The organism is Parabacteroides goldsteinii DSM 19448 = WAL 12034, assembly GCF_000969835.1.
GTDB classification, from domain to species: Bacteria; Bacteroidota; Bacteroidia; order Bacteroidales; family Tannerellaceae; genus Parabacteroides; species Parabacteroides goldsteinii.
The window spans coordinates 219,178-246,177 of record NZ_KQ033914.1; the positions used below are offsets into that span (position 1 = coordinate 219,178).

Below are 27,000 nucleotides of genomic sequence, written 5' to 3' on the forward strand. Positions count from 1 at the left end.
CTCCGTTAATTTATAATTGTAAAATCATGAGTTGCAAAAGTATGGAAAAAAGGAATAAAACCCGTACATTTGCGTCAAAATGTATAATTGCTAATATAATCGAAAACAAAAGATGAAGAAACTTGTTGTTGCCGGCTTGATGCTGGCTTGTGCGTTCTCTGCAACAAATGTTGGAGCACAAGAAAAAGAGGGAGAAAAAGAAGAAGGTTTCATTTTTACAACAGTAAAGGAAAACCCGATTACATCCATTAAGAATCAGAACCGGGCAGGTACTTGCTGGTGCTACTCTACCATGGCTTTCCTGGAATCTGAATTGCTTCGTATGGGAAAGGGAGAATATGATCTTTCGGAGATGTTTACCGTTTACCACACTTATCAGGATCGTGCCGATATGGCTGTCCGCACTCATGGCGATGCTTCGTTCTCGCAGGGTGGGTCTTTCTATGATGTGATTTACGGAATGGAAGCTTTCGGTTTGGTGCCGGAAGAAGAAATGCGCCCCGGGGTGATGTATAGCGATACATTGAGTAACCACGGAGAGTTGTCTGCCCTCACAGATGCTATGGTGGGTGCCATGGCTGGCGGTAAAGTAAAAAAATTCCAGTATGACGAGGATTATAACCTGTTGTGGAAAAAGGCTGTAGCTGCCGTACATGAAATCTATCTGGGAAAAGCTCCGGAAAAGTTTACTTATAAAGGAAAAGAATACACTCCGAAGTCATTTTATGAATCTACAGGATTAAAACCGTCGGATTATGTATCGTTGACTTCTTATACGCATCATCCGTTCTATACGCAGTTCTCGCTGGAAATCCAGGATAACTGGCGTCACGCATTGTCTTACAACCTGCCGATCGACGAGTTTATGGAAGTGTTCGACAATGCGATCAATACAGGTTATACGATTGCCTGGGGATCCGACGTAAGTGAGTCCGGCTTTACCCGCGACGGTGTAGCTGTTATGCCTGACAACGAAAAGGTACAGGAACTGAGCGGATCTGACATGGCTCATTGGTTGAAGATGAAACCGGAAGAAAAGAAATTGAATACGAAACCGCAACCGCAGAAATGGTGTACACAGGCAGAACGCCAGTTGGCTTATGATAACTGGGAAACTACTGACGACCACGGTATGCAGATTTATGGTATTGCCAAAGATCAGGAAGGAAACGAATATTACATGGTGAAAAACTCTTGGGGTACAGCCAACAAATATAACGGTATTTGGTATGCATCAAAAGCATTCGTACGTTACAAAACAATGAACATTGTCGTTCATAAAGATGCACTTCCTAAAGCGATCAAGGCTAAGTTAGGAATTAAATAATTCAATTATCTGAAAATAAAAGCAAAAAGAGGCGTTTCCCGGTAGGAGTTGGGGCGCCTCTTTTCTATTTATACAAAGATGTGCTTTTTTATAGGGTCGCTTTTTTATGGAACCAGTATCAGCGTATAATTCAGATCTGATGCTGCTTTCTGTAATTCCTGGTTTAATAGTGTCAGGCTGTCGCCTTCTGCCTGGAAGTAAAATGCCATGTCGCCGTCGCTGGGGATCAGTTCGTAAACGATTGCTTCGGAGTTGGACGGTGTTCCATGTTTTACTTTGCGTTTACCGGTGGAAGAGAATGTTTTATCCTTTCCGTTTTCAGCTTCCAGGTAAGTGGCATCCATTTCGTAAACGCCGTCGTCGCTATCCTGCTGATAATATAAAGTCAGGTCATAAACGATGCCGGGACCGTCTGCTGCCGGGAATGTGCCCTTATATTTTTTCTGAATGACACTTCCTTTTTTAGGATCTACTTTCAGCGAATCACGCATATTGACCGGTTTGGCAGCTTTCCCTGTTACGGTAGGCAAAGCCGGTGCGCCTGGCGCAGCCTCGTTTATTGCATAAACATCTTCTTCTATAAGAGCGGGTTCGGCTGTTTTCTTCCCGCTACATGCAGCCAATAAAGCCAGAGCTGCTACTGCGATAAAATACTTTTTCATTATTCTGCATTTTTTATTAGTGACTTTGCCTTATAACAAAAGTCCCCCTGCATTTTGTTTTGCAGGAGGACTTTTTTAACTATATAATGTGCTGTTTCTTACTTTTTATCAGGAGAATCCGGCTTTTGCTGATATTCAGCCGGGATAGTGACGGCACTTCCGTCGCGCTCAGCGTAATAGTGGGGCGACATGATCTCGATGCCGGCTTCGTTAAACACATCCTGTATGTTCTGATGCAGGTCCGAATAGATCTGCGAAAGCTGGTCGGCTTCCTTTATATATGCATTTATCTGGTAACAGGGGTAGTAATCCTGCAACTCCGTTTCCAGAACGAAGGGTTTCGGGTGTGACATGACTCCCGGCGTGGATCGCGCAGCGTTGACCAGTAACTGATGGACTTGACGCCAGGGGACATCGTAGCCGATGCTGACTGTCGAGTGGATGATCAGGCCGAACTGGCGGGCAGAGGCACTGTAATTAACCGTATGTGACGACATGATGAACGAGTTCGGGATCGTGACCACTTCGTTTTTAGGTGTGCGGATACGGGTGACGAACGGGGTTTTCTCTATTACGTTTCCGGTCGTTTCGTTCAGTTTGATACGGTCGCCCAGTTTGAATGGCCGCATGTAAGTGATGACCAGTCCTGCTATGATATTTCCGATGACCGTGCTCGATCCTAAAGAAACGATCAGCCCGACGAAGACGGATATGCCCTGGAACACACCGGAGTCGGAGCCGGGCAGATAAGGGTAGATCATCGCGATCATAAACGCGTACAACAGGAAACGTATGATATTGAAAGAAGGTTGCGCCCAGTCCGGATAGAAACCGGTGATCTTGAGTTTTTCGCTTTCAATCTCATTGGCTATATACTGAATACCCTTGATGATGTATTTTACGCAGTAATAAATGACAATGATAATGAACAGGTTGGGGATATATTCAATAACCGATTTAAGGACCATTTTGATCGGTTCTATGATATAAGTGAACAGTCTCATTGCCAGGTGTTCCGTCTGTGGGAATATGGCGAACAACATCGGTACACTGAACATAAGCTGTATCAGCAGGACAATATAACGCAGGATATTATTCAGAAAGATGAGTATCCTGCCTTGCCGGTGGGTATTCAGAAACTCATAATCCCGTATGGTAATGGATTTGAGCTTGTTTTGTTTCAGCCAGATAATCCGGCGGCGGAGTTTCCTGAACAGATAGTTGGTCAGTTTGAACAGGAAATACTGGACGACCAGTACCAGGATGAACAAGGCAACCCGTTTGGCAATCTGAAGTATACTGTGTTCCTTTTTTAACTCCAGGATCTTATTATTGACAACAGACTGATACTCTTTGGCTAGCTTTTCCCTTTCCGTATTCAGCCAAAGGGCGTCCTGATCCGTCACACTGAGGATCACTTTTTCCCCGTACATGACATCTGTCTGGTATTCACTGTTAAACAGGTAGACTGAATCTGCTTTCAGGCTTAGGTTTTTACCTATTTTCTGGATCATGTTGACGGCATTTTCTGCCCGGTCATAGGCCGAGACACCTCCTCGTTTGGCATAAAAAGTGAGGAGGGTATCATTGTCGATGATCAGATGAACACCGGGTGTCAGTGTCCGTAGCGAGTCGATGCTGCGGCGCTGTTCTTCTTTTTTCAGCGAGTCGGTGGTGATATGCTTGTTCAGCGCGTCACTCAACTCGTTCCGGAGTACGATTTCGTTCAACTTCATCTCCTGTAGTTGAAGTTCGAGCTCCTGCATCCTGATGGAATCCTGGCGGAGTTTATCTTCAATCGCTGCCGATGAATCAGCAGGAATATCATTTGTTTTATTCTCTGTAATAACGGCATTCAGTAATCCTTCCGCCTTTTCCCTGATCTGGGACGTTGCCCGGGAAGGCATAAGGAATATTGCCGATAGAGTGGCAATGCACAAAATCAACTGTTTCATTGTGTTTCTACCCTTTTAGTAATTGTTTTATTTGCCTCCTGCCGGTAGATGGTCCAGCCAGTATTTAGCCATGCTTTTCCGTAGGTGCAGGCTTGTTCCTTCACGCTCGTAGATACCGTGGCTACGCATCGGATAACTGATCTGGCTGAATACTTTGCCATGTTTAACCAGTTCGTCCACCAGCATTTCGCAGTTCTGGTAGTGCACGTTATCATCACCCGTTCCGTGTATCAGCAACAGGTTGCCCTGCAAGCCTTTGGCGTAGGAGATAGGGGAACCTTTGCGGTAACCTTCCGGGTTATTCTGTGGTGTGTTCATATAGCGTTCCTGGTAAACGGTATCGTATAAACGCTGGTCGGCAACGGCTGCGATCGCAATGCCCGTATGGAATATTTCCGGATAGCGGAACATGCAGTTCAATGTCTGGCTGCCACCACCGCTCCATCCGTTGATGCCGATGCGTGACAGGTCGATGAACGGATACTGGCGTGCCAGGTCCTGTATGCCCCGTGCCTGGTCTTCCGATGCAAAGGTACCGACTTCGCCATAGATGCACTTGCGCCATTCCCGGCCGCGTGGAGCATTGGCCCCGCGGTTTTCGATGCTGACATAGATATATCCCTGGTTGACCAGATATTGATTCCACAGGTCGCCGCCTCCCCATGAGTCTTGTACGGTCGAGCCGGCTGGTTCGCCGTAGACTTCGATGATGACCGGATATTTCTTTGAAGGGTCGAAATTGACGGGCTTGATCATGCATACGTCCAGTAGCAGGTCGCCCGATCTGGCTTTGACAAACTCTTTCGGGTTCAGCCCCAGGGCATCGTATTGTTTCTTGGCCTCTGCATTATCTTCGAGGATGCGTACGGATTGATTTTTCGGGAATGAAACCATGTCGGTCACCGGAGGGGTTACCGAGTTGCTGTAGGTATGTACGGCCCATTTTCCGGTCGGAGACATGTTGTAGCGGTGCTGTCCCGGCTGGTTTTCCGGACTCAGCCGTTTCACTTCGCCTTTGCCGAACAGGTTGGCGCTGTAGAGGTAACGTTGCGTATAGTTTTCCGGTGAAGCGATAAAATAGACCAGCCCCTTTTGCAGGTCGGTCCCGACGGGCTGGATATAGTCGAAGTCACCTTTGGTAACGGGGACGATCTCTTTTCCGTCGCGGCTCACACGATACAGGTGGCGCCATCCGCTCCGTTCGCTTTCCCAGGTGAAATACTGGTTGTTTTTCAGCCACTGAATATTATCGTTCGTGTCCAGCCATGCCGCATCTTTGTCTGTAAAGATATTCTTAGGGGTTGCGCTGCCGATTTGGGCGATCCATACTTTGTTGGTATTTTGTTCCCGGTTCAACTGCTGGATGAACAGTTCATTGCTTTCGGGGATGAAGTCCATGCGCGGGATATAGTTGTTGCGGGGATCTCCGGGAATGTCGATCCAGGTCGTTGTTCCTCCTGCTGCCGGGATGTATCCGACTTTTACGGCCGAGTTGGCAGTTCCTGCTTTCGGATAGGGGAAATGAAGGATAGTGGGATAGATGGAATCGACGTTGTTGATAATATCGAATACGCCGGTTCCTTCCGTATCGCTTTGCCAGTAAGCGATGAATTGGCCGTCCGGGCTCCAGCGGAAACCGTCGCGGCAACTGAATTCCTCTTCATATACCCAGTCGAATGTACCGTTTACGATGGTCTTGCTTCCGTCGCTGGTCAGTTGGGTGATTTTGCCGGAGTTTATGTCTTCCACATATATATTATTGTTGGAAACATAAGCCACCCTTGTTCCGTCGGGTGAAAATTTGGCGAACATCATGGACGATTCGGGTAGTCCTTTTCCCAGTTGGCGCAGGTTGCCGTCATGTAAAGAAAGTACCCAGTAATCACCACGGGTATCGTAGCGCCATACACGCTGCGTATTGTTGTAGATCAGTACTTTATCATTGTCATCACTCCACGATATTCTTCCCATGGCAATTTTCTTGCCGGTCGATTTATCTGTAAACATAGTAGAGGGGATAATTACTTCGCGGGCATTGTCTTTGGCGCGGTAGGCTACGACATCCATTCCTCCTTCTTCCTTGTTTGGTTCGAGGCGGCTGTAACGTTCCCCGTCTTTCATCCAGTTCATGGCACCAACGCCTTTTGTCCGGATAAGTTTCCCACTCAGTACATCTTCTAAATCCAATGATTTTTGTGCGGTACACAGATTACTGCAAAAAATAGTAATAGCGGCGGCAACAATCAGCTTATTTAGTTTCATTTGTATTTATTGTATTTGTTTCTGAACATACAAATAACGTAAAGTTCTTTGAGATAACAAAGGGGAAACTCTTTATTATTATCATTGCGGCTTCAAAAGAGGTTGCGGGTGACGCGAAAGGAGCGGTTGCGGGTGGCGCGAAAGGAACGGTTGCTGATGCCGCAACAAGCCTTTCGCGCCACCCTCGAAACAGCTTTCGCGGTATCCTCGAAAGTGGTGTCGTTGCTGCCGCGAAAGTACAGGAGATAAAATAAAGCAAGAAGGCCGCCTTCGGAAATTCCGTTGGCGGCCTTCTTTATAATAAAGAACTAATTAAGCATTGAGTACTTTTTTGAAACGGGTAAGGAATTCTTTCGCTTCGTCCATTGTCAGGCAAAGCGGCGGAAGCAGACGGATCGTATTGGTGCCGGCCACTCCTGTGAATACCTTTTCTTCGAAGAGCAGTTTGCTGCGCACTTCTTTAATAGATTCTTCAAACTCGATACCGATCATCAGGCCGCGTCCTCTGATTTCCTTAATACCCGGCAGTTTGTGTAATTCTTCAATCAGGAAGTTACCAACCTGTGCGGCATTGTCGATCAGCTTTTCATTTTCCATGATTTCCAAAACGGCGATAGCAGCCGCACAAGCCAGATGGTTACCACCGAAAGTGGTTCCCAACATACCGTAAACGGGTTTGAACATCGGACTGATCAGCAATCCGCTCATCGGGAAACCGTTGCCGATGCCTTTAGCCACTGTGATCAGGTCCGGTTTGATACCGGCATACTGGTGGGCGAAGAATTTACCGCTACGTCCGTAACCGGATTGGATTTCGTCCAGAATCAGGCAAGCCTCATATTTTGTACACAGGGCACGCAGTTCCTTCATAAAGTCGTCTGTCGGAAGCTGGATACCGCCGACACCCTGGATACCTTCGATGATTACGGAAGATACATCTCCTTTCTGCAATTCAGCTTCAACGGCTGCCGAATCGTTCAGTGGCAGATAGGTCACTGCCAGGTCTTCATTGACCGGGGCAATGATTTTCGGATTGTCCGTTACGCGAACCGCAGCCGAAGTACGTCCGTGGAAAGCATGCTTGAAAGCGATCACCCGTTTCTTGCCATTATGGAAAGAAGCCAGTTTCAGCGCATTTTCATTTGCTTCGGCACCTGAGTTGATCAGGAACAGTGAGTAGTCATCATAACCGGATGCTTTACCGAGCTTGTCTGCCAGTTTTTGTTGCAGGCTGTTGATGACCGAGTTGGAATAGAATCCCAGTTTGTTTACTTGGTCGGTGATAGCAGCTACATAAGTAGGGTGGCTGTGACCGACGGAGATAACGGCATGTCCGCCGTACAGGTCGAGGTATTCAGTACCTTCCGTATCCCATACATGGCATCCTTTGCCTTTTACAATCTCTATATTAAATAAAGGATATACGTCGAATAAATTCATGATGAATAATGTGTTAATTTGCCAATATGCCAATATGCCAATGAATAGTATTTCCTGATTGGCACATCGGCATATTGGCACATTGGTTAATTATTAAAAAGCCGAAGGCTTGAGATGCAGTCCTACAGTCTCTTCCAAACCGAACAGCAGGTTCATATTATGCACCGCTTGTCCGCTGGCGCCTTTCAACAAGTTGTCGATCATGGAAATGATCAGCAGTTTGTTGTCGTATTTCTGAAGATACAGGAGGCACTTGTTGGTGTTGACTACCTGTTTCAGATCCGGGTTCTTGTCGGTGATGAACGTGAATGAATGATCATCGTAATACTCTTCGTAAATACGGCGGATTTCATCCAGTCCCACCTTGCAGTCGATATAAGTCGTTGCAAAAATACCACGGGAGAAATTACCACGCACCGGAATGAAGTTGATATTGCTTTCGAAACTATTCTGTAATTGACGCAGGCTCTGGCCTATCTCAGCCAAATGCTGGTGCGTGAATGGTTTATAGATCGAAATGTTATCGTTTCGCCAACTGAAATGAGATGTTGATGAAGGCTTTACGCCGGCTCCCGTGGAACCGGTGATCGCATTCACATGCAACTCCGAGTTTAACATCAGATGTTTGGCCAGCGGCAAAACGGCTAACTGGATACAAGTGGCAAAACAACCGGGGTTTGCAATGTGTCGGGACTTGCAGATACGTCGTCGGTTCAGTTCGGGCAGGCCGTAAACGAAATCGTGTTCATCGCTTTCGATACGGTAATCCATGCTGAGGTCGATGATCTTCACGTTGTCGGGAACAGTATGGCTTTCCATGAATTTTTTTGTATCGCCATGAGCGGTACAGAAGAACAGAAGGTCGATGCTGTCCAGCGGGAGTTGGTCGGTGAAACGCATATCGGTTTCTCCGAACAGTCCGCCGTGAACGTCAGTGATCAGGTTGCCGGCGTTGCTGGTACTATTCACAAATGTAATCTCGGCGTCCGGGTGATTCAACAGCAGACGAATCAATTCGCCTGCCGTATATCCCGCACCACCTATAATTCCGATCTTAATCATATTTCTTCGTCCTTATGGTTGTTATAATAAACACGCAGCGGTGTAGAAGTTACTTTGATAAAGCCTTTGGCATCTTCTGCCGTCCAGCCTTTCTGCATTTCACCGTATTCACCGAATTTAGTCTTCACCAGGTCGTCTTCCGACTCGACGCCTACGGTAGAGAAGGACAGCGGACGCAGTTCAAGGATAGCCGTACCGTTTACGTTACGCTGTGATTCCTGCAACATGGCTTCGATGTCGCGCATAACCGGTTCCAGGTACTGGCTTTCGTGCAGGAACATGCCGTACCAGTTGGCTACCTGGTCTTTCCAATACTGCTGCCATTTGCTTAATGTATATTTTTCAAGGAAACGGTGTGCACCGATGATCAGCATGGGGGCGGCAGCTTCGAATCCTACACGGCCCTTAATACCGATGATTGTGTCGCCGACGTGCATATCGCGGCCGATGCCGTAAGCTGCTCCGATCTCTTCCACCTTCTGGATAGCAGCGATCTTGTCTTCGAATACCTCACCGTTGACAGCATGGATCTCACCCTTTTTAAATTCGATACGCAGTTCTTCGCTACCGGTCTTTTCTACCTGTTTCAGGTAAGCACTTTCGGGTAATCCCTGGGCAGAATCCAGAATTTCACCGCCGCAGATAGAAGTTCCCCACAAACCTACATTATAAGAGTATTTCAGTTTGGTGAAGTCGGCAACGAAACCATGTTCTTTCAGGTAATTGATTTCGTAGTCGCGGGTCAGCGCCATGTCGCGTGTCAATGTGATGATTTCTACGTTTGGAGCCAGCACCAGGAATGTCATGTCGAAACGTATCTGGTCGTTACCGGCACCGGTCGAACCGTGAGCGATAGCGTCTGCACCGATCTCATTGGCATAACGTGCGATGGCCAAAGCCTGGAAGATACGTTCGGAGCTTACTGAGATAGGGTAGGTTCCGTTACGCAAAACGTTACCGAATACCATATACTTCAAACTCTTTTCGTAGTATTCCTTTGTAACGTCGATAGTTACATATTTGGTTGCGCCCAGTTTGTAGGCGTTTTCTTCGTTCTGTTTCAGTTGTTCTTCGCTGAATCCGCCTGTATTAGCGCAAGCGGCATATACTTCATACCCTTTTTCTTTGGCAAGGTACATAACGGTAAATGAGGTGTCCAAACCTCCGCTGAATGCAACTACTACTTTCTTTTTCATTGTCTGTCTGTTTTTGTGGGGGGTAAGGGCGTTTCGCGAAACGCCCCTACGGGCCTCCTTTATTATTTATTATTATTTTTTTCTCTTTCGTCTGCTTCCCGTTTCGCACGGTGCGGGTCGGCAGGGTCGAACAACATCGCCGTACAGATGCAATATTTCCGGTTCGTGCGCTCCAGAATATCATGGTTTATGCAACCGTTGCAACCGCGCCAGAACGATTCGTCGTCCGTCAGATCGGAAAAGGTAACCGGCACGTATCCCAGTTCCGTATTCATTTTCATTACTGCCGCACCGGACGTAAGACTGAAAATCTTAGCCTTCGGCCAACGCATGCGGGCCAGTTGAAACGTCATATCCTTGATCCGTTTGGCAATACCCAAACCACGGAAATCCGGATGAACAATTAAACCGGAGGTCGTCACATACTGCTTGTTGCCCCACGATTCTATATAGCTGAAACCTGCAAACTGATCCCCGGCCAGCGCAATGACCGCTTTCCCTTCAATCATTTTCTGGGCCACATATTCATGCGTACGCTTAGCGATACCTGTTCCACGCACTTTGGCCGCCTCTTCAATGGTAGTCAATATCTTGTCTACGTATATTTCGTGAGAGGCGTCAGCAATCATTACATCGATTTCTGTTTCTTGTTTCATTTTTCCGATTGTTCTTTGTCTTCTTTTGTTTATAAACGGAAGAACCGTTGTCTCCCTTAATCGCCCTTATATAAAATGTGATAATGCTTTTACTATCCGGTCCCTGCTGATCCCTTCGCGGGGGATGATCAGGATGGTGTCGTCTCCGGCAATCGTACCCAGTATCTCGTGCGGGGCATGGGTGTCGATGTCGGATGCGATCCCCATCGCATATCCCGGACGTGTCTTGACTACTGCCAGATTTCCGGAAAATTCGATGTTCGGATGATGTTCTGTCTGCACCTTGTTCGGCTGTATCAAAGCTGAATAATCGGGCAGACAATATACATAATCGCCGTTCGCATCATGTACTTTGGCCACTTTCAGCTGCTTTATGTCGCGCGACAAAGTAGCTTGTGTCACCTGAAATCCGCTGGCTTCCAATTCTTTCAGCAGCTCTTCCTGGTTACATATAGCCTTTGTTTGTATGATACGGCAAATAGCATCCAATCGTTCCTTTTTTGTACTCATGTTTGTATATTTATGCAAAACGGTTGCAAATATAAAGCGAATAATTGAATAAATATACATGTAGGGACGGTTTTTTTGTATAATTATTTATACTGTATATCTGTTGAGCAAAAATGCCTTTGGAATTGTTCTATTCTTATAAAGAAATGATAATTTTGTATTCGTAAAAACAACTGTTCCGTTAGGGTGAAATATTTTTGAGGATTGTATGAATAATGTGAAGGTAATTCGTAGTTGCTGCTTTTCTTAGTTATAAAAAATTGATTTCCAAAATTTATCGTATATTTGGGCGCAAAGGAAATAAACCGGAAGAAATGTCGGATACAACTACCACAGATGAAAAGCTGATTGAAGCAATTGGGAGAGGTGATTACGTTAGTTATAATAAACTGTTCGAACGTTATTATGCTCGCCTCTGTCAATATGTGTATAGTCTGCTCATGGATAAAAGTGATGCGGAAGATGTTGTGCAGGAACTTTTTCTGAAGATATGGAAGAATCGGGAAAAGATTGAAATTAAAGAAAATGTAAGCGGCTATCTCTATCGTATGGCTAAACACCTGGCATTGAATCAACTCAGGTCAAAAGTTTATTTTAATAACTTATCGGAAAGCAAGGACCAATTATCTTATGAAGAAAACAGAGTTGAAATCGAAGAATTTCGGATAGCAGTCTACGATTGTATAGATCGCCTCCCGGATCGTAGCAGGGAAGTGTTGTTGCTTCACCGTATAAAAGGACTGAAACAGAAGGAAATATCAGAAAAACTCCAAATCTCGGTAAAAACAATCAAAAATCAGATATGGTCGTCGCTTCAGAAACTAAAGAGATGCTTGGAGTTAAAAGGAATATAATTTTTTTCGGGTCCTGAATAGGACCTTTTTTTATTTGTTGTGTCATATATTAAAAGCATGATTTATGGAAGAGCAAAAAAATATAAAAGATCACATCATAGACTATTTACTGGATGACGGAGAAGAAAAAGCCATATCTCCTGTATTGTCGGAATGGTTAGCTGAAGATGTATCTAATCAAAAAGAATTTGAGCAATATAAGAAAATATGGAAGGCATCGGGCTCTTATACAGAACCCAATGCCTATGACTCTGATCTGGCATGGGAGAAAATTAATATGATAAACGGACAGCAGATAAATACCCGGACGTATTTAAAGAATATATCTTATGTAATTTCCGGAGTGGCTGCTTCCTTGCTGATTATGTTTGCCCTTTCTTTTATGGGGGTTTTTGAAAAGAATACGGAGGTGCTGGTAAGCATGAATGCTGATTACGGAAACCGTTCGGAAATTGTTTTACCGGACGGATCGGTGGTAAAACTGAATTCCGGGTCGGAGATTACTTATTTATATGATCCGAAGGAGAAAATACGGGAAGTAAGTTTCCAGGGAGAAGGTTTTTTTGATGTATCTAAAAGTAAATCCCCGTTTGTCATAAAAATGGCAGGTGGATTGAGTGTGAAAGTTTGGGGGACTTCTTTCAACCTACAGGCTTATGTGGACGATCCGGTTATTCAGGCTTCATTGGTGGAAGGGTGCATTGAACTGGATAGTGGAAGCGATAAGTTGGTCATGAAGCCGGGAGAAATGGCCGTTTTTGATAAACAAGCAAATAAGATCAAACAAGTGGAAGGTATATTATCTCATTCTTATGGATGGTTGGATAATAAGTTATATATGGAGGATATGCCGTTATCGGTTGTTTGTAAATATCTGGAAAGATGGTATGATGTGAAGATTATGCTCCAACCGGGGCTAGGGGAAAATATTCGTTATAATGGGGTCATACAGGAAGAAACCGTAACGGATGTAATGAATGCATTGTCCCGCCTGAGTAAGATACGCTATCATGTGACAGGAAAAAATATAAGTATAACCTCTAAATAGAATTGCCTATGAAGTAAAGAACCATGAATACACAAAACGGGAAATGCTGGAAACATCTCCCGTTATAAGTCTGATCATAAAATTAGTGCTTGCAACACTAATAGTTAACTAATAATCAATTTACAAATATATGAATTTTTTCAATAAGTTAGAGTCGGTTTTTTATCCGACCCTTAAAAAGATATTATCTATTATGAGATTAACGACATTACTTTTGATTGTATTCTCACTTAATATATCTGCAACTGTTTATTCTCAAAACACGAAGTTATCGTTGGATGTTAAGAACCAATCGATAAAGGAAGTTCTTTTCCTGATCGAAAATCAATCTGATTTTCGTTTTATATATGAAAGTGGGAAAATTAATTTGGACAAAATAGTATCTGTCCGTGTGAAAGACCAATCTGTCGAAACGGTTTTAAAACGTCTTTTTGAACAGGAAGGAATCCAATATGAAATTACGGAGAATAATTTTATCCTGATCAATCCGATGGAAAAGAAGGGGAATGTTTCGCCCGTAGTATTACAACAGGGCCGGCGTGTTACAGGCGTGGTAAAAGATGTAACCGGCGAACCGATTATAGGAGCAAACGTGGTGGAAAAAGGCACGACAAATGGAACAGTTACGGACTTTGACGGACGTTTTTCCATAGATGTTTCAAGCCATAATATTCTTGAAGTATCCTATATCGGATATGCTTCGAAAGAATTCAAACTTACGGATAAGTCAACGTATGATGTTGTCCTGACGGAAGATACCGAGTTGCTGGATGAAGTCGTGGTGGTCGGTTATGGTACACAGAAGAAGGTAAACTTGACTGGGGCCGTAGAATCTGTGAGTGGTGATCGATTGGCAAAACAACCGGTAGCACAAGCTTCGCAGGCATTAGTTGGACTTGCTCCAGGTTTGACTGCTATTCAGGAGAGCGGACAGCCGGGAGAAGATAAGGCGATTTTGCGTATTCGCGGTATGGGCTCGATCAGTGCGTCTAATGATCCTTTAATTTTGATTGACGGCGTGGAAGGAGATATTAATACGATAGATGGAAATGATATCGAAAATATTTCGGTATTGAAAGATGCTGCATCTGCTGCGATTTATGGCTCACGTGCTTCAAATGGAGTTATATTAGTTACCACGAAGAGAGCAAAAGAAGGAGGTGTTTCGGTAAATTATAAGAACTATCTGGGGTGGCAGAACCCGACGAATCTTCCTTCGTTCTTAGGTGCTCTTGATTATTTGAAGTATACAGGTTCCGATCAGGCGACAATTGATGCTTATCGGGCGGGTATGAAGACAGACCCGGACCGATATCCGGATACTGATTGGGTTGGCTTGCTGTTTAGTGAAACGAACTTTCAACAATATCATAACCTGAATGTTAGCGGAGGTTCTGATAAGGCGAAGGTTTTGGCTTCAGTCTCTTTTACGGATCAGGGAGCTGATATTGTCAATTATGGTTTTAAGCGTTACAATGGACGATTTAATTCAGATTTGAAGTTATCGGACAAATTTGATATTAATTTTGATTTGGCTTTTAGCCGGTCAGAGCAAAATGCATCTAATGCTACATTGACGGCTGTTGTACGGGATGCGTTCAGAATTGCGCCTAATTATCCTGCAGTCTATTCAGATGGTACCTGGGGGGATGGTTTCTCCGGAGGAAACCCGATAGCGCAGGTACGGGCTGGCGGTTATAACAAAAGACTTTATAATGAATTCAGAGGTTTGTTGAAAGCGAACTACCGGCCTTTCGATGGGATGAATATCTCAGTCTTATATGCACCCTCCTATGAAGATATTTATGTAAAAAGAGCATCTAAGACATACGAGCAAGTGATGGACTGGGATACTAAGACGATCCGGAAAAAGGGAGATCCTAATAGCTTTACGCAGACAAACGAGCGTCCGTTCAGTCAGAGTTTCAACGCTGTAGTTTCTTATACAAAGACGCTTAAAGATCATAGTTTTTCTGTGTTGGGAGGATATGAGTTTATCAAGTATAACTATGAGATGTTTTCTGCCGGGCGGCAATATTATGTTTTGCAGGATTATGAAGTGCTTAATGCCGGTTCGGAAGAATATGATTCAAACTCCGGAACAGCGACTCATAATGCGTTAGTCTCATATTTCGGACGTGTCAATTATTCCTATAAGGACCGTTACCTGTTTGAAGCAAATCTGAGACGAGATGCTTCTTCCCGGTTTGCGAAGGATAATCGGGTGGGTATTTTCCCATCTTTTGCTGCGGGGTGGAGACTTTCTGAGGAGAACTTTATGAAGGATCTTTCGTTTTTGTCTAATTTGAAATTACGTGCCTCATGGGGTAAATTGGGTAACCAAGAAATTGGTAGTGATTTTCCTTATACATCTTCTATTGCATTGGGTAGTGCCAATTATCTGATGGGAGGACAAATTGTAAACGGAGCAGCCCAGAAAGTACTGGCGAACAAGAATATCAAGTGGGAAACGACAGCAACGACCAATATTGGAGTAGATGCAGGATTGCTGGATCAGAGATTGACTCTGACCGCTGATTATTATGTTCGTAAAACAAAAGATATTTTGTTGAATATACCGGTACCTGTAGTAACGGGTCTTGAAGCACCGATCCAAAATATCGGAAATGTAGAAAACCGTGGATGGGATGTAACGGTCGGATGGCAAGATCGGGTTTCGGCTTTTGACTATGGCATAAAAATTAATTTATCAGATGTGAAAAATGAGGTTACCAATCTGGGTGGAAGCGAGATGATTATTACGGGAAATTCTATTATCCGGTTAGGAGCACCGATCAATTCCATTTATGGTTATGAAACTGAAGGTATTTTCCAATCGCAGGAAGAAATAAATGGGGCGCCCAGCCAATTTGGTACTTTAAAACCTGGTAATCTCCATTATAAAGACCAATTGACCGTCGATACCGATGGAGATGGTGTGATGGATGCAAGCGACGGCGTGATCAATGCGGATGACAGAGTTATATTAGGCGATCCGTTTCCAAGATATACTTTTGGAATTGATTTGACTGCCGGTTATAAGGGATTTGACCTTGCGATTGCATTGCAGGGAGTAGGTAAACGTGATGTCCTTTTAGGTGGCGATCTTGTTTATCCTTTGTTTAATGCTGGTAAACTTCAGGAATGGCATGTCAAAGAATGTTGGACTCCTGAAAACTCAAATGCAAAGTTCCCTATTCTGGAGGCAACGAGCTTTGGTAGTAATGATGTGCAGGCAAGTAACACATGGTTGTTCAATGCTTCTTACCTGAGAGTGAGAAATGTAACATTGGGTTATACGTTGCCGAAACAGCTCTTGAGCAAAGTATTTATCAAGAACTTAAGAGTATATTTCTCCGGGCAGAATTTATTGACCTTTGATAGCCTTCCGCAGGGGATCGATCCGGTTGTTCCGAATGATTCGCAGGGAGCGATCTATCCTGTTGCTAAGAGTTATACATTTGGTATTGATTTATCCTTTTAAATGAAGAATATTATGAAAATATATAAGCTGTTATTATTGTTGGTTGTCGGATTTTCTTCTTGTGAAAATAATATTTTGGATTTGGAATCTCTGACAGAGCCGGTTGACGATGTTTTTTATAAAAATGAAGAAGAATTGAACCTGGCACTTAATGGAACTTATAATTCATTGCGTTTGACAACTGATTATAAGATACCTCTTATGGTTGCGATGGATAATGGAGCGACGGATATCGGTGTGTCCAGGGGTGTTTGTTCTGCTATGATGAATCAGGGACAAGGAACACAAAGTTCGACTAACGGAGGTTTTCTCACAATTTACTCGGATCATTATAAAGGTATTGCCCGAGCAAATGCATTGTTGGAAAATATGGTACGATCCAAGGATGTCGTGTCTGAAACCATATATAAGCAGATTGAAGCGCAGGCTTTGTTTATAAGGGCGTTTCATTATATGTATCTCACTGAGCTTTTTGGTGATGTCCCATTTTTGAATAAAGTAATAAAAGTTCCGACAGAAGGACTGATTCCACGTGAATCGAAAAAGGTTATAATTGATCAAATCCTCGCAGATTTGAAAAAAGCGGCAGAAGTGCTTCCTTATTCATGGAAAGGTGAGCCGGAACGTATTACAAAGGGAGCTGCTCTAGGGTTACATGCCCGTATCTCGTTGTATAATGGATATTATGCAGAGGCTGCGGCATCGACTAAAGAGATTATGGATAATGAACAGGCTTTTGGGTATAGCCTTCATGCAAATTACGGAGAATTGTTCCAATTAGCCGGACAAGCATCTGCAGAGATTATGTTTATCATGCCGTTTAAATATGAATATTATATTACGCAGTTTTCTGTAACTCAGGGATCACGTAATAAAGGGGCTGTCAGTGTAATGGTACCTACTCAGTCTATGGTCGATTCTTACGAATGTATTGATGGTGAAACAATCGACAAGTCGAAAGTGTATAGTCCGAAACGCCCCTTTGAGAACAGGGATCCTCGTTTAAAAGCCTCTATAATTACTCCGCAAAGTGAATGGGCTGGTATGATTTTTGAAAGCCATCCGGACAGTACGACTTATCGTTTGGTAAATGGGGCAATCGGCGGATCTAACAGTGATTGTCGTACAGTTTCCTGGCCGGCAGCTTTCTGTGGCTATTTATGGAAGAAAAATACGATAGAAGAAACGCAGGTAAAAATTCAATCCTGGGATGATCATAACTTTATCCTGATGAGATATGCCGAGATTTTATTGACCTACGCGGAAGCAAAAATCATGCAAGGAGAGGTTGATGAGTCAGTGTTGACTGCCATAAATAGAGTTCGTGCCCGTGCTTATGGAGTAGATGTTTCTGCAACAGCTGATTATCCGGCTATTACGACTATGGATGTGGCAAAGTTGAAAACGATTATCCAGCGTGAAAGAAAAGTAGAGTTAGCAGATGAAGGTTTCCGTTTGTTTGATATCCGACGGTGGAAGATCGCAGAGAAAGTAATGCCGGTTACTATTTACGGTCGAATATTGGATACTGAAACAGCTACTGGCATACCTCAAATTGATGAAGACGGTTTCGTTTCCTATAGCGGAATAGCAAGCCAATATGATTTGAATACCGATGCTCGTTTCCCGAATGCAGTTCGTGTATTCAATTCTTCACGGGATTATTTGTGCCCGATTCCTCAGCAGGAAATAGATACCTATGCCCGTTTTGGCATAACACTCGGTCAGAATCCGGGTTATTGATAATAGGTTTTGATTCAAGGAACACAGAAAATTGCAGATTAATGCTCAATTTTCTGTGTTCACTTAAATATTTTATTTGATAACATTTAATATAACAGAATGGGATATTTCTATAAATTCATTTTTCTCTCCGGTTTTCTGCTTTTTATAAATATTGCTATGCAGTCTCAAAATTTGGAAAGTTCATATCTGAGAGGAGATGCTAATGTTCAATTTCGATGGAGATTCGGTTACAGTGAATATCCGATTAACAGGTCTTCCCGTACAGATCTGGAAGATGTCACAAAAGGAAGATACGCCTGGTATGATGGTCTTTTGTGGTCTGGAGCTTATAAAGACTGGCAAGACAGGACGATTCATGGAGTGAGTCTCTTGTTTAGAGGAGGATCACCTTATGCCCGGACTATACGTTGTATAAGCGATTTAGTACCATTCAGCCATTCCGGTTATGCAAAGACATTTGTCATACCATTGAGTTATGGGATTGGTTCTGAAGAACGTCTGTCTTTTTCTTTAACTGTGACGGGACAGGAAAGCGAGACAATCGTAATGAATTTGTACCCTAAAAAGGTCGTGGAGGCAACCAGTGGTAATTTGAAAGTCTCGTTTAAGGCATTACGGATTGATACTTCTCCGAATGAACGTCCTGTGACAAAGGTCATGGGGGTATTGTATGTCAGGGTTTATCCGACTTTATTGAAATATGGGAATCGTATGGTCTTTGAGTTTAATTCGTTGACACATCATATGGATATTGAGTCAAGTATGTGCATCGGATCTTTATGGGAGGATTTGAGTAAGACGGATGCTGATAATGCATGGAAAGAATCCGGTTTAACGGAAACGAAGTTGGAAGAGGGATACAGGCGGCATATAGAGAACCTGGAAAAGTGGGATGAAAAGGTTAAGCGTGTATCTGCCGGTTTGGATAAAGAGGGAACGATAGAAGTATCCTGTAATGCGAAAGTTTTTTCATGGGATCGGGGAGAAAGGCGTGTACAGGCTTATTCCGGAAATCCGGTTAAAGACTACCAATATGGTGAAGTTACAGACAAAATTGAAAAAATGGCCTTGTCTGTGACGGGGCAAATGAAGGGTAATTTCTCCCTTTTTCGGTATCAACACCATCAGTTGCCCTGGAAAGAGGACAATCCAGCTTTACTTGACAGTGCTGATATTGTTTATATGGACCAATGGCTGAAAGTTGCGGCTTTGACTGCGGATGAAGTGGTGTTGGATATGCAGATATCTCCTGTTACAAAGGCATATAAAGTAGCATCTAAAATGGGGACGATCCCATTGCCGGAAGAAGGTATTCCCGGGTATTCCTGGGAGGATTTAACATTAGGGTATCAAACTGCGATAGCTCACGCAAAAAAAGTCTGTCCGCAACTAAAAATTGTGCAGATGCCTTATGAATATGATAATATTAGTGGCAGTGAATGCCATATGGATGCACATTATAGTATTTTTAAATGCTTGTACAAAGCAGTAAATAATGTTAGCAAAGGATTGAAAAAGAAGGAACAGGTGGAAGTCGCAGGGTTGGGTTCCAATACTCCTTATCATTGGGATTTTATCGATGGTTTTCTGAAACGTTATCGGGCGGATACAAATCCGGATAAACGATTGGACTACATTACCTGGCATAATTATTTGTTTCCGGGGACAGCTCCCAATATAGCACAAGGTTTCAAATCAAAAATCAATGAAATATTAGCGAAATATGATATTTTGCCTGATTTGAAAATTCTTGTGGATGAATCCGGGCTTGCGGAACCTTCTACGATCGAAGACCTGTCGGATATGGAGGGAGCTTGCAGAAAGGAAGCGGCGATGGCTTGCTTTGCTTCGACTGTACACTATTGGTACTTAAAAGAAGAGGGGAACTTTTTACCGATAACAGGAGGAGGATTCCACTTTGGATTACTTACTTATGGAAATCAGAATGTGATTTCTCCTTATGCAAAGGGGATGATTCTTCGCAACTCCTTATTCGATAAGATGATACCATCTGTTTCATATCCTTATGATAAAGATGGATATGGGTTGTATAGTCAGGCGACAGCAGATAAAAATGAATATCGCATCCTGGTTTGGACTGCTTCACCTTCTATCTTTTATGAGAAGGCAACTCCTTTGGCTTTTCCGGATGCAAAGATCGTGTTGAAAGATATTCCGGAAATGTTTGAAGGAAAAAATGTCCTTGTGGAAATAGAATCGATTGATCCGGAGGAGAAAAAATCGCTGGAAATTTTACGGCAGGAGAAATGTCAGACTTTGCCATTAACCCGGGGAGCTGATCGTTATTATATAGATTTTACGGATGAAGAAGCTGAAATATTAAATTCGATTCCGGTAGAAAAAAGAATGTTGACAGTAAATGGGAAAAAGCTTGTTGTTCCATTGGATATCAGGCCATACAGTATGTATCTTTTAAAAATTAAATTAGATGAATAGAATAACATATATTTTATTAGTGGCATTATTTGCTTTTATTCCGGAATACATTTATTCGGCGGATTTGTGGGTCGAGGCTGAAGGATTCGATAATAAAGGTGGTTGGGTTGTTGACCAGCAGTTTATGGATCAGATGGGATCCAGTTATTTGATGGCTCATGGTATGGGACAACCGGTTGAAGATGCGGAGACTGAAATTAATTTTGATAAGACAGGAGTCTATCATGTATATGTACGCACATATAATTGGACATCGCCCTGGTATAATGGAGAGGGACCGGGCAAATTTCGGTTGAAATTGAACGGAGAAACCTTTTCTGCCGTATTAGGAGTTACGGGTGACCGATGGATGTGGCAGAAAGCTGGCATTGTAGAAGTAAAACAGAAGAAGAATAGACTAGCCTTGCACGATTTGAGTGGTTTCAATGGACGTTGTGATGCCATCTATTTTACAATGGATGAGAATGATATTCCGGCGGCAGATGTAAAAACTTTATCTGAAATGCGGTATCGGAAATTGAATTTGACAAAGAAAACACCTTCTGCGGAAAAGTTTGATTTTGTGGTTGTAGGAGGAGGAATTGCAGGTATGAGCGCAGCCATTTCTGCTGCTCGCTTAGGATGTAAGGTCGCTTTGGTCCATGATCGCCCGGTTTTGGGGGGAAATAATAGTTCGGAAGTCAGAGTTCATCTGGGAGGTCGTATAGAGGCGGGTCCTTATACGGCTTTAGGTAGTTTGCAAAAAGAGTTTGGCCCTTTGAAAGGAGGTAATGCCCAACCTGGGAATTATTATGAAGATGAAAAAAAAATGAATGCGATTAAGCAGGAAAAGAATATAACTTTGTATGCTTCTTGCAGGGCATTTGATGTGGAGACGAAAGATAGCCGGATTACCAAAGTTTTCATACGTAATATTGAAACGAATCAGGAAATGGTTCTTACTGCTCCGCTATTTGCAGATTGTACGGGAGATGCCAACCTCGGATTTATGGCTTCTGCAGAATATCGTTCCGGTCGGGAGGCTAGGTCTGAATATAATGAACCGACCGCTCCTGTGCAGGCTGATAAAATGACGATGGGGGCATCGGTACAATGGTATTCAGAAGAAGATTCACAGAGTTCGATTTTCCCTGATTTTAATTATGGTGTGGAATTTAATGAAAAGAGTGCCGAAAAGGTGATGATGGGAGAATGGACCTGGGAAACCGGAATGAATAAGGATCAGGTAAATGACGCGGAATATATTCGCGATTATGGGTTATTGGTTGTATACTCAAACTGGTCTTTCCTTAAAAATTCCTATTCATTAAAGGAAAAGTATACTAACCGTTCATTGAAATGGGTTGCTTATATTGCCGGAAAAAGAGAGTCACGTCGTTTGATCGGTGATCATATTTTAACGGAGAATGATTTGGTTGATTTTGTGAAATATCCGGACGCAACAGGATCTACTACCTGGACGATTGATTTGCATTATCCGGATCCGGATAATACAGCCCATTTTCCGGGAAAGGAGTTTAAATCTATTTGTGAAATGAAAAAGATACACCCTTATCCGGTTCCCTATCGTTGTCTTTATTCGAGGAATATTGATAATTTGTTTATGGCGGGGCGTAACATCAGTGTTACTCATGTCGCGCTGGGAACGGTTCGGGTGATGAGAACTACCGGTATATTAGGAGAAGTGATCGGAATGGCGGCCTCTTTATGTAAACAGAATGGGGTTTCTCCTCGCGCTATCTATCCGTCGTATTTTGACAAGTTGAAGGTGCTGATGGAAAAAGGTATTTCTAAATCGGAGCTTCCTAATAATCAAATGTACAATCAAGGGGAAACATTGGGTCCGAAAAAATAGAACAAGATGAAGACATTATGGGTGATCCTTTTGTGTTTGTTTTCTTTTTCCGTCGTAGCTGAAGAAAAGTTGTATGAAGTCTCGACTCAGAGATATACATATTACTCCGGAGCGTTGGGTAGATTTGATCTGGAAATTGATCTGCCCCGGTGCGATAAAAAGCAAAGTCCATATATGATTTATATACATGGTGGCGGATGGCAGCATGGAGATATGGGGGTTTTTAAAAAGCATTCCATTTATATGGCGGAAAGAGGCATTGCAGGTGTTCGGATCTCTTATCCTTTGATGGATCAGGGCGGTACACTAGGACGTGTAATGGATTTGATTGAAAAGTCTGTATTATTTATCAGAAAGCATGAGGAAGAATGGAAGTTGGACTCATCTTGCTACGGTTTTTGCGGCGCTTCGGCCGGTGCGCATTTAGCAGCATTGGCAGCCATGAAAATACCTGGATGCAGACTTTGGGTAGGTATGGCCGGGACTTATAATTTGTTGGAAACGAGAGAGGGTGATTTTCCTGTACCTGTAGTACAAAAAAGGTTTATTCAGGTGATAGACTCGCTGGACTTGCGTCAGGCTTCTGCTATGTTTAATATTCCGGATAGGAATATTCCTGCTAGTCTCTTGATGCATGGGATGAAAGATAATGTTATTGATTATAATCAATCGGTAAATTTTGCGACAGCGTTGGAAAGTAAAGGCGGGATAGTGGAAACTAAATTATATGAGAATGTCGATCATGGAATAAATTCCCGGACAAACGAAACATTGTTTAATCGTGTTTCTGACGATATGTACACTTTTTGTAAGGATATATTTTCCCGTAAGCGGATTGCTTGTGTGGGGAATAGCATCACATACGGGTATTTAACAAATTCGGTTGAAGAAACATATCCTTATAAATTGCAGAAAATGCTGGGAGATAGTGTTGAGGTACGCAACTTCGGAGTACCGGGTGCAGCTGTGCAGTTTGATAAATTTACTACTTATTTGAAGACGGAGGCATACAAAGATTTGAAATTATTCAGACCGGAAGTAATCATTGTGAAATTGGGAACTAATGATTCGAGACCGGATGAATGGGTAAATGAAGATTTTTTTTATGCAGATTATCTCAGGTTGGTCCGGAGAATGAAAAGTATTTCAGATCAAGTATATCTTTGTTATCCGATATTGCCGTATGGATTTAAATGGCAACAGCGTGATGACATTTTGCGCAATAAAGTAATGAAGCTGATTAAGCGGGTTTCAGAAGAGGAACAATTGCCGGTGATTAATTTGTATCGGGAGGAGATGAGAGATAGCGTTAATTATTACCCGGACGGTATTCATCCGACTTCAAACGGGTATGATATAATAGCAAAGATTATTTATGACAATTTATAGTACATAGGATATGTTTTTACAAAGTAAAGTTTGGATTCGTGTTTTGGGAGTATTGATGTTCGCTTTGATGAACATTGGACATATGAAGGGGGTGGAGTATTCCCTTTTGTCTCCGGATGGAAAGTTGGAAGTCCGGTTTGTTCGGACGGATAAGGGAACTTTTGAATATAAGTTTTCGATGGGGAATAAGTTGGTTATAGACTCTTCTCCAATCGGATATTACATGACAAATGGAAACAAAATACCTGGAAATGACTGGATAATAGCAAATCATAGCAAAAGAATGTCTAAATCTGTCTGGAAACCAGTATGGGGAAAAAGAGAGGTGGTGCCGGATGTTTTTAATGAATTGTCATTAGAATTGGCGCCACAGTCGGGGAGCGAAAAAACTAAACTATCGTTTGTCGTTCGGTTATATAATGACGGACTTGCTTTCCGTTATGAATTTCCGGAAAAACAAGTAGATATCCAGTCTGAATTGACAGGGTTTTGTTTTGTAGCTGATTATACAGCCTGGTCCTATAATGGGGAAAATGCCAATATTGGTCCGGAAAAACTCTCGGATATTGATGGTATAAGACGTCCGGTTGTGCTTTTGGAAGTTGATCCGAAATGCTATGTGGCTATTCATGAAGCTGATTTACGGGCGGGAAATCCTTTGCGGTTAATCTCCGGAAAAGGGGATCAGAGTTTTATGATAGAATCGTCTCCTGTGACTTTGTCCGAGGAAAATTGTTCTCCCTGGCGTGTTGTAATGGCTGGTGATAAATTGGGTACTTTAGTCGATTCGCACATTATTGAATTGTTAAATCCTGAACCTCAGATGGACTTCTCATGGGTCAAACCGGGTGTTTATGTTTGGGATTGGCGTATTGATGGTGCGATTGTTGAAGATTTTACTTATTCGATGACATATCCTTCCTGGGTACGTATGGTTGATTTTGCTTCGAAGCAAGGTTTTAAAGGGTTGGTATTGGATGCGAACTGGTATGGACCGGAGCATGAGAGTGAATCAGATCCGATGAAAGGAGGCCAGGCGCAGGATGTCCGAAAAATTATTCAGTATGCGAAAAGTAGAGGTGTAGGCATCTGGTTATACTTGAATGATGTTGGAGGACGTAATTTCCCGATCAGTGAGACATTAAAGTTGTATCACGATTGGGGCGCCGTGGGGGTAAAATATGGATTTATGAAAGGCTCCGAGCAGGAGAAAAATATTCGTACCAGAATGATTACTGAACTGTGTGCCCGAAATCAGTTATTGGTAGACTTCCATGATGGGCCTGTTCATCCTTATGGACAAATGCGGACCTGGCCTAATGCCATTACGAGGGAATATTGTCATGCTCAGTTGGATGCCCATCGGGTTTTTGTTCCGTCTACATTCGTAACATCTGTTTTTGTGAATATGTTGGCCGGTCCGATCGACATGAATAATGGCATGTTTGATTTAAGACAAGGGCCGACAACAAGAGTAGATGAAAACCAGCCGGTCCCCTCGACTGTCGTGTCGGAAGCAGCCCGGACATTGGTGACTTTTTCAGGAGCAACGATTCTTCCTGACATTCCGGAATATTATGAAAAGTATCCGGAGTTACTTTCCTTTATCTCTGCTCAGCAGATGCCCTGGAAAGAGAGTAGGACGTTGGATGGTAAAGTCGGTGAATATATTGTTATGATGCGTCAGACTGATAATGTTTATCTGGTTGGGGCTGTGACGAATGAATCGGCAAGAGAATTGGAGATCCCCTTGTCTTTTTTACCACGTGGACAATATGAGCTAATGTTAGTTCAGGATGGTGTTGATGCGCATTATTTGAACAATAGAGAATCTTATCAGGTGTCTAATCAAATTGCGACAACTAACGATAAAATTAAAGTCAGACTTGCTGCAGGTGGTGGTGCGTGCCTTTTGTTGAGAAAGCAACTTCCGGATTGTTTAGCGTTAAGGAATGGGTTATATTGGACTAATAAAAAGATACAAGAGAAAAAACCGCTGACGATAGCCTTTTTGGGAGGAAGCATAACACAAGCTTCTGGCTATCGGGTACAATTTGAAGATTGGTTTAAAAAATCTTACCCGGATGTCCTTTTATCGACTATAAATGCAGGTATCGGTGGTACAGGTTCAGATTTGGGAGTTGTTAGAATGGACAGTGATGTCTTAGCTAAAAATCCAGACTTGGTTTTTGTCGAATTTGCAGTGAATGATTCACAAACTGATTCATTAGAGATTGTACGTTCTATGGAAGGGATAGTAAGGAAAATCCGAAATCATTCAGATCACGTAGATATTTGTTTTTTGTATACGACAAATAAGCCACAGGAAAATGTGATTTTGAATGGAGATCATTGGCGTTCATCCCGCATAATGGAGCAGATAGCTCAATATTATGGTATTCCGTCTGTTTCTTTTGATTTCGCTGTTGCAAAACTACTAAGAGATAATAAGTTAGTGATGCATGCTTTACGGGATATGGATTATGGAGAGAAAATACGTTTTACGGAGGATGGTACACATCCTGGTTCAGACGGACATGCTGTTTATACGGAAACTCTATGCAATTCGTTTCAGCAAATGGTGAAAGGGACCCCAATGGTTCAGAAAATGAAAGTCCCGTTTTGCGAAACGAATTATGAAAAAGCTAAAATGTATGATGTAAAAAAGGAATGGCTTTCAGAAGGATGGGAGAAAAAAGACGGAAGTGATCCTTTTGTCAAGCCTTTTAGGGAACATTTCTCTTATGTCGCTTCAACTGAGAAAAGTGGAGAGACTCTTCAATTTCGTTTTAAAGGTACAAGAGTCGGATTGTTTGATATTATGGGTCTTAGAGGAGCTCGTATAAAAGTTTATATTGATGGAAAGCTAATAAAAGACACGCGTAGATTTGATAAATATTGTACCTATAACAGGATGAATTATTTTTGGATGCCTGAACTACCGTATGGTGAGCATTCTGTTATAATAGAAGCGGACTGTACCCCTTTTGATAAAATGGATATTTTGCAAACAGAGAAAAAAATGAATATTGAAGAACTAAATAAATATGAGGTATTGATTGGTAAAATATTATGTGTTGGGAGTATATTGGAATAG

The 27,000-nt window shown here is 42.8% G+C and carries 17 protein-coding genes; 9 read left to right on the top strand and 8 right to left on the bottom strand.

Annotated elements, in window-relative coordinates; translation table 11 throughout:
- Positions 1 to 139: 139 nt before the first annotated feature.
- A complete protein-coding gene (locus tag HMPREF1535_RS23450) occupies positions 140 to 1,327 on the top strand; it encodes a C1 family peptidase (RefSeq protein WP_370449595.1) in 1,188 nt (395 codons plus the stop codon).
- A gap of 104 nt (positions 1,328 to 1,431) precedes the next feature.
- Here HMPREF1535_RS23450 and HMPREF1535_RS23455 read toward each other — a convergent pair whose 3' ends face one another.
- The 8 genes from HMPREF1535_RS23455 to argR form a co-directional block, all read right to left on the bottom strand.
- The gene (locus HMPREF1535_RS23455; RefSeq protein ID WP_007653707.1) at positions 1,432 to 1,989 is read right to left on the bottom strand and encodes a copper resistance protein NlpE N-terminal domain-containing protein; all 558 of its coding nucleotides are present in this window, start codon (positions 1,987 to 1,989) and stop codon (positions 1,432 to 1,434) included.
- Between the two features lie 98 nt (positions 1,990 to 2,087).
- Complete coding sequence (locus HMPREF1535_RS23460) at positions 2,088 to 3,944, bottom strand: mechanosensitive ion channel family protein (RefSeq protein ID WP_046147786.1); 1,857 nt, start codon at positions 3,942 to 3,944, stop codon at positions 2,088 to 2,090.
- Positions 3,945 to 3,971: 27 nt separating this feature from the next.
- Complete coding sequence (locus tag HMPREF1535_RS23465; RefSeq protein ID WP_046147787.1) at positions 3,972 to 6,206, bottom strand: S9 family peptidase; 2,235 nt, start codon at positions 6,204 to 6,206, stop codon at positions 3,972 to 3,974.
- A 312-nt stretch (positions 6,207 to 6,518) separates the two neighbouring features.
- Positions 6,519 to 7,646: an aspartate aminotransferase family protein gene (locus tag HMPREF1535_RS23470; protein ID WP_046147788.1), complete on the bottom strand. Its 1,128-nt coding sequence runs from the start codon at positions 7,644 to 7,646 to the stop codon at positions 6,519 to 6,521.
- A 93-nt stretch (positions 7,647 to 7,739) separates the two neighbouring features.
- Entirely contained in the window at positions 7,740 to 8,708 is a 969-nt protein-coding gene (argC, locus tag HMPREF1535_RS23475; RefSeq protein ID WP_010800306.1) for an N-acetyl-gamma-glutamyl-phosphate reductase, read from the bottom strand.
- Positions 8,705 to 9,904: an argininosuccinate synthase gene (locus HMPREF1535_RS23480; RefSeq protein WP_007653701.1), complete on the bottom strand. Its 1,200-nt coding sequence runs from the start codon at positions 9,902 to 9,904 to the stop codon at positions 8,705 to 8,707. Before HMPREF1535_RS23480 ends, argC begins: the two co-directional genes overlap by 4 nt.
- 62 nt (positions 9,905 to 9,966) lie before the next feature.
- Positions 9,967 to 10,560, bottom strand: a complete 594-nt coding sequence (locus HMPREF1535_RS23485) for a GNAT family N-acetyltransferase (protein WP_007653699.1) — start codon at positions 10,558 to 10,560, stop codon at positions 9,967 to 9,969.
- A 66-nt stretch (positions 10,561 to 10,626) separates the two neighbouring features.
- Positions 10,627 to 11,070 (bottom strand): arginine repressor, encoded by a 444-nt coding sequence (gene argR / locus HMPREF1535_RS23490; RefSeq protein WP_044215257.1) that lies wholly within the window; start codon positions 11,068 to 11,070, stop codon positions 10,627 to 10,629.
- A gap of 314 nt (positions 11,071 to 11,384) precedes the next feature.
- Between argR and HMPREF1535_RS23495 the strand changes: the two genes are divergently transcribed.
- From HMPREF1535_RS23495 to HMPREF1535_RS26040, 8 genes are all read left to right on the top strand, one after another.
- On the top strand, positions 11,385 to 11,924 hold the full coding sequence (locus HMPREF1535_RS23495) for an RNA polymerase sigma factor (RefSeq protein WP_046147878.1): 540 nt from the start codon (positions 11,385 to 11,387) through the stop codon (positions 11,922 to 11,924).
- Between the two features lie 64 nt (positions 11,925 to 11,988).
- Positions 11,989 to 12,972: a FecR family protein gene (locus tag HMPREF1535_RS23500; protein ID WP_010800303.1), complete on the top strand. Its 984-nt coding sequence runs from the start codon at positions 11,989 to 11,991 to the stop codon at positions 12,970 to 12,972.
- A gap of 193 nt (positions 12,973 to 13,165) precedes the next feature.
- Complete coding sequence (locus HMPREF1535_RS23505; RefSeq protein ID WP_244275705.1) at positions 13,166 to 16,456, top strand: TonB-dependent receptor; 3,291 nt, start codon at positions 13,166 to 13,168, stop codon at positions 16,454 to 16,456.
- Positions 16,457 to 16,468: 12 nt separating this feature from the next.
- Entirely contained in the window at positions 16,469 to 18,199 is a 1,731-nt protein-coding gene (locus HMPREF1535_RS23510) for a RagB/SusD family nutrient uptake outer membrane protein (protein ID WP_046147880.1), read from the top strand.
- Between the two features lie 159 nt (positions 18,200 to 18,358).
- On the top strand, positions 18,359 to 20,659 hold the full coding sequence (locus HMPREF1535_RS23515) for a hypothetical protein (protein ID WP_148499132.1): 2,301 nt from the start codon (positions 18,359 to 18,361) through the stop codon (positions 20,657 to 20,659).
- Entirely contained in the window at positions 20,652 to 22,514 is a 1,863-nt protein-coding gene (locus HMPREF1535_RS23520) for an FAD-dependent oxidoreductase (protein ID WP_046147790.1), read from the top strand. Before HMPREF1535_RS23515 ends, HMPREF1535_RS23520 begins: the two co-directional genes overlap by 8 nt.
- A gap of 6 nt (positions 22,515 to 22,520) precedes the next feature.
- Positions 22,521 to 23,903, top strand: coding sequence for a GDSL-type esterase/lipase family protein (locus tag HMPREF1535_RS23525; RefSeq protein ID WP_046147791.1), 1,383 nt, complete (start codon positions 22,521 to 22,523; stop codon positions 23,901 to 23,903).
- 82 nt (positions 23,904 to 23,985) lie between these two features.
- On the top strand, positions 23,986 to 27,000 hold the full coding sequence (locus tag HMPREF1535_RS26040; RefSeq protein ID WP_244275722.1) for a glycoside hydrolase family 97 N-terminal domain-containing protein: 3,015 nt from the start codon (positions 23,986 to 23,988) through the stop codon (positions 26,998 to 27,000).

Excerpts from the sequence above, each read along its gene's own strand:
- HMPREF1535_RS23450 (WP_370449595.1), top strand. The coding sequence starts at position 140 with ATGCTGGCTTGTGCGTTCTCTGCAACAAATGTTGGAGCACAAGAAAAA.
- HMPREF1535_RS23455 (WP_007653707.1), bottom strand. The coding sequence starts at position 1,989 with ATGAAAAAGTATTTTATCGCAGTAGCAGCTCTGGCTTTATTGGCTGCA.
- HMPREF1535_RS23460 (WP_046147786.1), bottom strand. The coding sequence starts at position 3,944 with ATGAAACAGTTGATTTTGTGCATTGCCACTCTATCGGCAATATTCCTT.
- HMPREF1535_RS23465 (WP_046147787.1), bottom strand. The coding sequence starts at position 6,206 with ATGAAACTAAATAAGCTGATTGTTGCCGCCGCTATTACTATTTTTTGC.
- HMPREF1535_RS23470 (WP_046147788.1), bottom strand. The coding sequence starts at position 7,646 with ATGAATTTATTCGACGTATATCCTTTATTTAATATAGAGATTGTAAAA.
- argC (WP_010800306.1), bottom strand. The coding sequence starts at position 8,708 with ATGATTAAGATCGGAATTATAGGTGGTGCGGGATATACGGCAGGCGAA.
- HMPREF1535_RS23480 (WP_007653701.1), bottom strand. The coding sequence starts at position 9,904 with ATGAAAAAGAAAGTAGTAGTTGCATTCAGCGGAGGTTTGGACACCTCA.
- HMPREF1535_RS23485 (WP_007653699.1), bottom strand. The coding sequence starts at position 10,560 with ATGAAACAAGAAACAGAAATCGATGTAATGATTGCTGACGCCTCTCAC.
- argR (WP_044215257.1), bottom strand. The coding sequence starts at position 11,070 with ATGAGTACAAAAAAGGAACGATTGGATGCTATTTGCCGTATCATACAA.
- HMPREF1535_RS23495 (WP_046147878.1), top strand. The coding sequence starts at position 11,385 with ATGTCGGATACAACTACCACAGATGAAAAGCTGATTGAAGCAATTGGG.
- HMPREF1535_RS23500 (WP_010800303.1), top strand. The coding sequence starts at position 11,989 with ATGGAAGAGCAAAAAAATATAAAAGATCACATCATAGACTATTTACTG.
- HMPREF1535_RS23505 (WP_244275705.1), top strand. The coding sequence starts at position 13,166 with ATGAGATTAACGACATTACTTTTGATTGTATTCTCACTTAATATATCT.
- HMPREF1535_RS23510 (WP_046147880.1), top strand. The coding sequence starts at position 16,469 with ATGAAAATATATAAGCTGTTATTATTGTTGGTTGTCGGATTTTCTTCT.
- HMPREF1535_RS23515 (WP_148499132.1), top strand. The coding sequence starts at position 18,359 with ATGCAGTCTCAAAATTTGGAAAGTTCATATCTGAGAGGAGATGCTAAT.
- HMPREF1535_RS23520 (WP_046147790.1), top strand. The coding sequence starts at position 20,652 with ATGAATAGAATAACATATATTTTATTAGTGGCATTATTTGCTTTTATT.
- HMPREF1535_RS23525 (WP_046147791.1), top strand. The coding sequence starts at position 22,521 with ATGAAGACATTATGGGTGATCCTTTTGTGTTTGTTTTCTTTTTCCGTC.
- HMPREF1535_RS26040 (WP_244275722.1), top strand. The coding sequence starts at position 23,986 with ATGAAGGGGGTGGAGTATTCCCTTTTGTCTCCGGATGGAAAGTTGGAA.